Annotated in this window: 5 protein-coding genes and 1 pseudogene; 3 read left to right on the top strand and 3 right to left on the bottom strand. The window is 75.4% G+C overall.

What is annotated here, in order from left to right; genetic code table 11:
- The first annotated feature begins 39 nt into the window (after positions 1 to 39).
- On the top strand, positions 40 to 2,361 hold the full coding sequence (locus tag ACFT41_RS23825; RefSeq protein WP_377613993.1) for a heavy metal translocating P-type ATPase: 2,322 nt from the start codon (positions 40 to 42) through the stop codon (positions 2,359 to 2,361).
- Positions 2,362 to 2,368: 7 nt separating this feature from the next.
- Here ACFT41_RS23825 and ACFT41_RS23830 read toward each other — a convergent pair whose 3' ends face one another.
- The 3 genes from ACFT41_RS23830 to ACFT41_RS23840 all read right to left on the bottom strand — a co-directional run bounded on the left by ACFT41_RS23830 (position 2,369) and on the right by ACFT41_RS23840 (position 6,640).
- On the bottom strand, positions 2,369 to 3,229 hold the full coding sequence (locus ACFT41_RS23830; protein WP_377590198.1) for a universal stress protein: 861 nt from the start codon (positions 3,227 to 3,229) through the stop codon (positions 2,369 to 2,371).
- Complete coding sequence (locus ACFT41_RS23835; protein ID WP_377590196.1) at positions 3,226 to 5,628, bottom strand: phosphoketolase; 2,403 nt, start codon at positions 5,626 to 5,628, stop codon at positions 3,226 to 3,228. Before ACFT41_RS23835 ends, ACFT41_RS23830 begins: the two co-directional genes overlap by 4 nt.
- A gap of 124 nt (positions 5,629 to 5,752) precedes the next feature.
- Positions 5,753 to 6,640 carry a universal stress protein gene (locus tag ACFT41_RS23840; protein ID WP_377590194.1) on the bottom strand — a complete coding sequence of 296 codons (888 nt, stop codon included), beginning with the start codon at positions 6,638 to 6,640 and terminating at the stop codon, positions 5,753 to 5,755.
- A 110-nt stretch (positions 6,641 to 6,750) separates the two neighbouring features.
- Between ACFT41_RS23840 and ACFT41_RS23845 the strand changes: the two are divergent.
- Together ACFT41_RS23845 and ACFT41_RS23850 are read left to right on the top strand one after the other, a co-directional pair.
- Positions 6,751 to 6,984, top strand: a pseudogene (locus tag ACFT41_RS23845) (hypothetical protein); the annotation flags it as partial.
- 350 nt (positions 6,985 to 7,334) lie between these two features.
- Positions 7,335 to 8,324, top strand: coding sequence for a diacylglycerol/lipid kinase family protein (locus ACFT41_RS23850; protein WP_377590199.1), 990 nt, complete (start codon positions 7,335 to 7,337; stop codon positions 8,322 to 8,324).
- Positions 8,325 to 8,977: the final 653 nt, after the last annotated feature.

The raw sequence follows: 8,977 nt of genomic DNA on the forward strand, positions 1-8,977 counted from the left end.
GGCCTCCTCGTCGACTCCGCCCGTTGAGAGGATCCGCAGGTGGGCACCGAGGCGCGGGAGTGCGTACCGGAGCGGCCGGTGGGGCGGCGCTGGACGCACGCGCTCCAGTGGGCGCCGCTGGCCGCGCTGACGCTGGCCGTGCTGGCCGGGGCGGGGCTGTGGCTCGCCGGCCTGCGCACCGTGGCGGACTGGCTCTGGGCGGCGACGACCGTGGCCGCGCTGGCCCCGGCGGCCTGGTCCATGCTGCGCCGGCTGTGGCGGCGGCAGTTCGGGGTGGACGTCATCGCCGTCCTCGCGCTGGCCGGCGCGCTCGTCGTCGGGGAGTACCTGGCGGGCGCGGTGATCGCGCTGATGCTGGCCACCGGCCGGGCGCTGGAGGCGTACGCCCAGCGCAGGGCGACCCGCGACCTGCGCGCCCTGCTGGAACGGGCCCCGCGCACGGCGCGGCGGCGGATCCCCGGCGGCGGCATCGAGACGGTCCCGCTGGACCGGGTCGCGGCCGGCGACCGGCTGGTGGTCGGCCCCGGCGACGTGGTGCCGGTCGACGGGACCGTCGAGGAGGCCGCCACCCTCGACGAGTCGGTGGTCACCGGCGAGTCCCGGCTGGTGCAGCGGGCGGCCGGCGAGCAGGTGGCCAGCGGCGTGGCCAACGCCGGGGCCGGGTTCGGGCTGCGGGCGACGAAGAGCGCGGCGGCCAGCACGTACGCGGGAATCGTCCGGCTCGCCGAGGAGGCCACCGCGCGCAAGGCCCCGATGGTCCGCCTCGCCGACCGGTACGCGGCGGCGTTCGTGCCGTTCACCCTGGCCCTGGCCGGGCTGGGCTGGTGGCTCTCCGGCGAGTTCGTGCGGGCCGTGGCGGTGCTGGTGGTGGCCACCCCCTGCCCGCTGCTGCTGGCCACCCCCATCGCGATCGTCTCCGGGCTGTCCCGGGTGGCCCGGCGCGGGGTGCTGGTCCGCGACGGCGGCTCGCTGGAGCTGCTGGGCCGGGCCCGCACCCTGCTGGTCGACAAGACCGGCACGCTCACCGCCGGCCGGCCCCGGGCCGCCGAGACGGTGGTCGCCCCCGGCGGCGACCGGGACGAGGTGCTGCGGCTGGCCGCCTCCGTGGAGCAGCTCTCCCCGCACGTGCTCGCCGCCGCCCTGGTCCGGCAGGCCCGGGAGCGGGGCCTGCGGTTGGCCGACCCGACCGACGTCACCGAGGAACCGGGGCGCGGGGTCACCGGCCGGGTCGACGGGCGGCTGGTCCGGGTCGGCCAGCTCGGCGGGGAGCCGCCGCAGTGGGCGGCCCGGGCCGCCGAGCGCGCCGAGCTGGCCGGCCGGTCCGTCGTCTGGGTCAGCGACGAGCGGGCGCCGCTCGGGGCGATCCTGCTGGAGGACCCGGTCCGCCCCGACGCCCGCCGGACCGTCCGGCGGCTGCGCGAGGCCGGCCTGACCCGGCTGATCATGGTCACCGGCGACCGGCCCGCCACCGCCGACCAGGTCGCGCAGGCCGTCGGAGTCGACGACGTGCTGGCCCGGTGCACGCCGCAGGAGAAGACCGCCCGGGTCCGCGAGGAGTCCCGCCGGGCCGTCACCGTGATGGTCGGCGACGGCGTGAACGACGCCCCCGCGCTGGCCGAGGCGCACGTCGGGGTGGCGATGGGGGCCACCGGGGCGACCGCCTCCGCCGACGTCGCCGACGCGGTGCTCACCGTGGACCGGCTCGACCGGCTCGCCGACGCCGTGGAGATCGCCCGGCACGCCCGCCGCATCGCCACCCAGAGCGCCGTCGCCGGGATGGCGCTGGCCGTGGCGGCGATGCTGGTCGCGGCGGCCGGGAAGCTGCCGCCGGTGGCCGGGGCGTTCCTCCAGGAGGGCATCGACGTCGTGGTGATCCTCAACGCGCTGCGGGCCCTCGGCGGCGGGCTGCGCCGCCGGGACGTCCCGCCGGACACCCGGGAACTGCTCGACCGGTACGCCGGCGAGCACGCCGCGATCCGCGACGTGCTCGCCGCCCTGCGCGACACCGCCGACCTGGTCGCCACCGCACCGGACTCGCCGGACTGCCTGCCCGCCCTGCGCGAGGTGCACCGGCGGCTCACCGGGCGGGTGCTGCCGCACGAGGCCGCCGAGGAACGGCAGCTCTACCCGGCGCTGGCCAGGCCGCTGGGCAGCGCCGAGGCGACCTCGACGATGAGCCGTGGGCACGTGGAGATCCGTCAGCTGGTCGACCGGATCGGCGGGCACCTCGCCCAGGCCGGCGCGGGGCCGCTGCGCGGCGACCAGGTCACCGACCTGCTCGCCGCGCTGTACGGCCTCGACGCCGTCCTGCGCCTGCACCTGGCCCAGGAGGAAGAGGACTACTTCTCCCTCCCCGACTGAGCTGCGCTCAGCGTTCGCGGACCACCGCCACCGGGCAGTGGGCGTGGTGGAGGAGCTGCTGGCCGACCGAGCCGAGCAGCATTCCGCGTAGCCCGCCCCGGCCCCGGCTGCCGACCACCACGAGCTGGGCGTCCCGGCTCGCCTCGACCAGCGCGCCGGCCGGACGGCCGGTCACCACGTCCACGGTCACCGCGACGTCCGGGAACGTCTCCCGCCACCGGGCCAGCGGCTCGTCCAGCGCCGCCCGTTCCGCCGCCGCCGCGTCGTCGGCGCTCAGGCCCCGGTCGGCCGACGGCTCCCAGGCCCGCACCACGTGCAGGGGCACGCCCCGCTGGGCGGCCCGCTCGACGGCGAACCCGAGGGCCAGCAGGGAGGTCTCCGACCCGTCGACCCCCGCCACCACCCGGCCCGTACGCCCGGCGGGGGTGTCGCCGTCGCGGACCACCACCACCGGGCAGTGCGCGTGGGCGGTCACCGACACGGCGGTGGAGCCGGCGAGCAGGCCGCCGAACCCGCCGTGACCGCGGCTGCCGAGCACCAGCAGGCCCGCCTCGGCGGAGCGTTCCTCCAGCACCAGCGCCGGCGGCCCGTCGAACACCTCCCCGTGCACGGTCACCGTGGGCCGCGCGGCGGCGGCGTCGGCGGCGGCCTTGGCGACCAGCTCCTCGACCTGCCGGCGGGCGGTCTCGTCGGGCCAGATCCCGGGGGCCACGCCGGGGCCGACCCAGCCGGCCACGGTCACCCACTCGAAGACGTACGCCAGGCGGACCGGCCGGCCGCTGTGCTCCGCCTCGTCGAGCGCCCAGTCGAGCGCGACCGTGGCGTCGGCGGAACCGTCGTAGCCGACGAGGATCTCCTTGCCGCTCATTCTCCGCTCCTCAGCTCGGTGTCGGTCTCCCGGATCCACCGCCACTCGACCACCCGGGGGTCGTCGGAGCCGTACCGCCGGGTGTGGTCGCGGCAGGCCTGGCGGGCGTCCACCATCTCCTGGCGGAGGTGGGCGGCGCGCGCGGCCAGCCCCGGCACCCGGTCGATCACGTCGATGACCAGGTGGAACCGGTCCAGGTCGTTGAGCATCACCATGTCGAACGGCGTGGTGGTGGTGCCCTCCTCCTTGTACCCGCGCACGTGCAGGTTGTCGTGGTTGGCGCGCCGGTAGGTGAGCCGGTGGATCAGCCACGGGTAGCCGTGGTAGGCGAAGATGATCGGCTTGTCGCGGGTGAAGATGGTGTCGAACTCGTTGTCCGGCAGGCCGTGCGGGTGCTCCGACGGCGGCTGGAGCCGCATCAGGTCGACCACGTTGACCACCCGCACCTTCAGCTCGGGCAGCCGCTGGCGCAGCAGGTCGGCGGCGGCCAGGGTCTCCAGCGTCGGCACGTCCCCGGCGCAGCCGAGCACCACGTCCGGCTCCTCGCCGTCGTCGGTGCTGGCCCAGTCCCAGATGCCCAGGCCGCGCCGGCAGTGCTGGATGGCCTCGTCCATGGTCAGCCAGTTCGGGGCGGGCTGCTTGCCGGCCACCACCACGTTGATGTAGTGCCGGCTGCGCAGGCAGTGGTCCATGGTGGAGAGCAGGGTGTTGGCGTCCGGCGGCAGGTAGACCCGGACCACCTCGGCCTTCTTGTTGACCACGTGGTCGATGAAGCCTGGGTCCTGGTGCGAGAAGCCGTTGTGGTCCTGCCGCCACACGTGGCTGGAGAGCAGGTAGTTCAGCGACGCCACCGGCTCCCGCCACGGGATGGCCCGGGTCACCTTCAGCCACTTGGCGTGCTGGTTGACCATCGAGTCGACGATGTGGATGAACGCCTCGTAGCTGGTGAAGATGCCGTGCCGGCCGGTCAGCAGGTAGCCCTCCAGCCAGCCCTGGCACAGGTGCTCCGACAGCACCTCCATGACCCGGCCGTCGGGGGAGAGATGGTCGTCGCCGTCGACCCGGCCGGCGACGAACGCCCGGTCGGTGACCTCGAAGGCCGCGCCGAGCCGGTTGGAGGCGACCTCGTCGGGGCCGAAGAGGCGGAACGTGTGCGGGTTGGCGGTGATGATGTCGCGGACCCACGCGCCGAGCACGCCGGTCGCGCCGACCGCCGGCTCGCCGGGCTGCTTGACGTCGACGGCGTACCGGCGGAAGTCGGGCAGCTCCAGGTCGCGCAGCACCCGCCCGCCGTTGGCGACCGGGTTGGCGCTCATCCGCAGGTCGCCCTTCGGCGGCAGCGCCGCCAGCTCGGCGACGGGCGCGCCGGTCGGGTCGAACAGCTCCTCCGGCCGGTAGCTGCGCAGCCAGCGCTCCAGCTCCGCCAGGTGCTCCGGGTTGTCGCGCACCTCGGCGATGGGCACCTGGTGGGCGCGGTACGTGCCCTCCACCTGCTTGCCGTCGACGACCGCCGGGCCGGTCCAGCCCTTCGGCGTACGCAGGATGATCATCGGCCAGCGGGGGCGCTCGACGGGGCCGCCGGAGCGGGCCTTGCGCTGGATTTCGGCGATCTCGTCGACCGCCCGGTCGAGGGTGGCGGCGAGGGTCCGGTGCACCGTGGCCGGGTCGTCGCCCGCGACGACGTACGGCTGGTAGCCGAAGCCGCGCATCATGTCCAGCAGGTCGTCGGTGGGGATGCGGTCCAGCACCGTCGGGTTGGCGATCTTGTAACCGTTGAGGTGCAGGATCGGCAGCACCGCCCCGTCACGGGCCGGGTTGAGGAAGACGTTGGACAGCCAGCTCCCGGCCAGCGGGCCGGTCTCGGCCTCCCCGTCGCCGATGACGCAGGCGACCAGCAGGTCGGGGTTGTCGAACGCCGCGCCGTAGGCGTGGCTCAGCGCGTACCCCAGCTCGCCGCCCTCGTGGATCGAACCCGGCACCTCCGGTGCGACGTGGCTCGGGATGCCGCCGGGGAAGGAGAACTGGCGGAACAGCCGCTGCATGCCGGTCTCGTCGCGGCCCACCGAGTGGTACAGCTCGCTGTAGGTGCCCTCCAGCCAGGTGTTGGCCACCAGGGCGGGGCCGCCGTGACCGGGGCCGGTGATGAAGATCGCCGGCAGCTTCCGGTTGACGATGACCCGGTTGAGGTGGGTGTAGAGCAGGTTGAGGCCCGGGCTGGTGCCCCAGTGGCCCAGCAGACGGGGCTTGACGTGCTCGGGCCGCAGCGGTTCACGCAGCAGCGGGTTGTCCAGCAGGTAGATCTGCCCGACGGTCAGGTAGTTCGCGGCACGCCAGTAGGCGTCCAGCCGGCGCAGCTCGTCTTCGGTCAGGGGGCTGTGCAGGTCTACAGCGGTGTCCATGCTGCGTGAGCCTCTCGCGGATCGGGGACGTTCGCATCCGGGGCGCCGGGTTCTCCCGGTCACGTCCAGCTTCGTCGGGCCGGCGGGAATCGATCAGGGCCGTTGGTCCCGGTACGGGAGGACGTCATCCCCCGCCCGGTGCGGTGGAAACCAGTCCACGCACGACGATGACCGGGGCGGGGGAGTGGTAGAGCAGCGACTGGCTGACCGCGCCGAGCATCCCGCGCAGCGGTTCGTCGCCCCGGGCGGCGACCACGGTCAGCTGCGCGGAGCGGGACTGCTCGACCATGACGCGGCCGGGGTCGCCGCCGACGACGTGGCACTCGGCCGACACCTCCGGGTGCCGCCGCCCGTACCGGTCCACCAGCTCGGCCAGCTCGGCGTGCGGGTCGCGCGGGTCGCGCCGGTCGGGGCCGCCCGGCGGGCGGGCGGCGGCGTCGGGTGCCCGGTCCTTGGGCGGTGGCTCGGTGACCCGGACGGCGAGCAGCCGGGCCGACCGGCGGGCGGCGCAGCCGAAAGCGAACGCCAACGCCGTACGGGAGCTGGCCGAACCGTCGACGCCGACGAGGACGGGGCCCTGCGGTGGCGGCTCGGGGCGGACCACCAGCACCGGGCAGCCGGCGCGGGCGGCGACCTGCACCGCCGGTGCGTCGGCGGGAATGCACGCGCCGCAGCGCGACATCCCGCCGTCGCCGATGACGACGAGGAACGCCGACTCGGAGCGGCGGACCAGCACCGCGACCGGCGCGCCCTCGACGATCTCGCCGCTGACCGGGACCGCCGGATCCTCCTCGCCCGCCGCTGCAGCGGCCCGTTCGAGCAGCTTCTCGGCCTCGGCGCGGGGGCCGACCACCGACGGGGCCTCCAGCGCCGCCGACCAGTTGAAGGCGTGCAGCAGGCTGAGCGGGCGGCGGTGGCCGGCGGCCTCCCGCGCGGCCAGCCGGGCGACCTGCAGGGCGGTCTGCGGCGAGCCGAGCGCGGCCACCACCGGCGCGTCGGCGGGTGGGGTCATCCGGCCTCACCTCCCCCGGCAGCCGCGCACGGCGGGTTCGATCCCTGCGACCGAGCGTAATCGCCGGCGGTCCGCCTCGGGGTCGGTATCGCGCCGGGCCGCCCCGCTGGATGGGGCCGGGGACTCCGCGCAGTTCGTCAACTGCGGCAGCGGCCGGCAGCACCGATCCCCGGGTCGGCCTGCACGCCGTGCGTGCCCTGCGTCGGCTCCTCGAACGGCTGGAGGTGGTCCAGGTGGACAACGCCCGACGCCAGGGCCGGTCCTGGCAGGAGATCGCCGACGCGTTGGAGGTCAGCCGGCAGGTTCACCGACCGCGCCCGCGAGGTGGTCAGGCGGGCCGACCACGAGGCGCGGGCCCGCGCGGCGCGAGATCGGCATCGACCTGGCCCCGATCGTCGCCCGGATCGAGGAGTCCTTCGGCCCTGACGCGCTGCGTGCGGCCGCCCCCGCCCCGCGCCATGATCTAGCTCTGTCGCGGTGTTGCGGCAGTGGGTGCAGAGCAAAGGGGGGCGCGGGAGGTCAGGCGGGGTCAACGGGACGTGACGAAGAGTGGGGATCGGTCGGTCCTCCGGAACCAGCGGCGCAGTCCTCACGGAACGCCCGGACCGGATTGCTGCACACTGGCACCGTGGAGGCTGAGCAGGACACGCGTTCGACGCAGGACACGCGTTCGACCGGGCACGTCGGCGGCGGGTTGCGCTCCGCCGTGGTGGTCAACCCCGTGAAGGTCGCCGAGGTCGACGAGCTGCGCGAGACGGTCGACGGCTCGCTCACCGCGGCCGGCTGGCCGGCACCGCTGTGGTTCGAGACCACCCCGGAGGACCCGGGCCGGGGCCAGACCGAGAAGGCCGTCGCCGCCGGGGTCGACGTCGTCTTCGCCTGCGGTGGCGACGGCACCGTGATGTCCTGCGTCAGCGCCCTGATCGGCACCGACGTGGCCCTCGCCGTCCTGCCCCAGGGCACCGGCAACCTGCTCGCCGCCAACCTCGGCCTCTCCACCGACCTGGCCGCCGGGCTGGAGGTGGCCGTCGAGCAAGGCCGCCGGCAGCTCGACGTCGGCGCGGTCGAGGACGCCTACTTCACCGTCATGGCCGGGATGGGCTTCGACGCCCAGATGCTCGACGCCACCTCGGAGACGACCAAGGCCCGCATCGGCTGGCCGGCGTACGTGATGGGCGCCGCCCGGCACCTGCGCGACCGGCCCATGCGGGTCACCATCCGCATCGACGACCGGCCGCCGCTGCGCCGCCGCGCCCGCTCGGTGCTGGTGGCCAACGTCGGCCGCCTCCAGGGCGGTGTCACCCTGCTCACCGACGCCGAACCGGACGACGGCTGGCTCGACGTCGCGGTGCTCACCCCGCGTACCCTGCGCCACTGGCTGGCCATGGGCTGGGCGCTGGTGCGCCGCCGGGGCAGCGTCCCCCGGTTGGAGGTCTACCGCGCCCGCCGGGTGGAGGTCACCAGCAACCGGGCCCAGCCGCGCGAGCTCGACGGGGACCTCATCGCACCGGGCCGGCGGCTGGCGGCCGAGATCCGCCCCCGCGCCCTCTGGCTCTGCGTGCCGCAGCCGCAGGAGGAGGCGATGCGGATCGGCGTGCCCGAGCCGGCCCAGCCGGACCTGTGGCAGCCCGGCGGCACCCCCGGCGCGCCACCTCCCGGTGTACGGGGCGGCCGGATCGGGTAAACCCGGCTGATGCTGGTGCGCTTCCGGTGGAGCCCGCTCCAGCACGCCGACCACGAGGCCGCCCGGTGGTTCAACGGGCTCGTCGCCCCGCACCACTGGGGTCGGCGGGCTGATCCTCGACCCGTCGCTGAGGACCCTGGTGGGCCGGCTCCGCGCTCGCCCCCGGCGACGACGGGCCGACCGCGCCGACGCGGCACAGCGGCGGCGCGGAGTTTCTCCGTCGTCGTGCGCGGCGGCGAGACCGAGTACGCCTCCGACCACTACCCGGTGCTCGCCGATGCACCGCTGGCTACTCAGCCCGCTGGGCCGGGCCTTGCACGCCTGGGTGCTGCGCCCGCTGGGCTGGGTGTTCCGGACGCTGGTCCGGCCCGTGGCGCGCCTGCTGGTGCCGCTGGTACGCCTGGCGGCTCGCCGGGCGCATCCTGCGCGCCCTGTACGGGCTGCTGCTGCGCCCCCTCGGTCGCGCCCTGCGCTGGGCCTGGCGGGCCACGGTCACCCCGGTGCGATTGGCTTCACTCTGTGTGATTCTTCAGCGGCAGCACCGAAGTTCCCCCGCGCCCTAATGAGTTCTGGGAGTTGGTCGGTGGGTGCGGCAGACTCCTGATGGGTAGCCGCCGGCGGATGAGCACTTGTTGCGCCTGGACTCGGAGTCC

Source organism: Micromonospora sp. NPDC057141, assembly GCF_042670805.1.
GTDB lineage: Bacteria > Actinomycetota > Actinomycetes > Mycobacteriales > Micromonosporaceae > Micromonospora.

What these genes read in the sequence shown, in the direction of transcription:
- ACFT41_RS23830 (WP_377590198.1), bottom strand. Translation starts at nt 3,229, where the DNA reads ATGAGCGGCAAGGAGATCCTCGTCGGCTACGACGGTTCCGCCGACGCC.
- ACFT41_RS23835 (WP_377590196.1), bottom strand. Translation starts at nt 5,628, where the DNA reads ATGGACACCGCTGTAGACCTGCACAGCCCCCTGACCGAAGACGAGCTG.
- ACFT41_RS23840 (WP_377590194.1), bottom strand. Translation starts at nt 6,640, where the DNA reads ATGACCCCACCCGCCGACGCGCCGGTGGTGGCCGCGCTCGGCTCGCCG.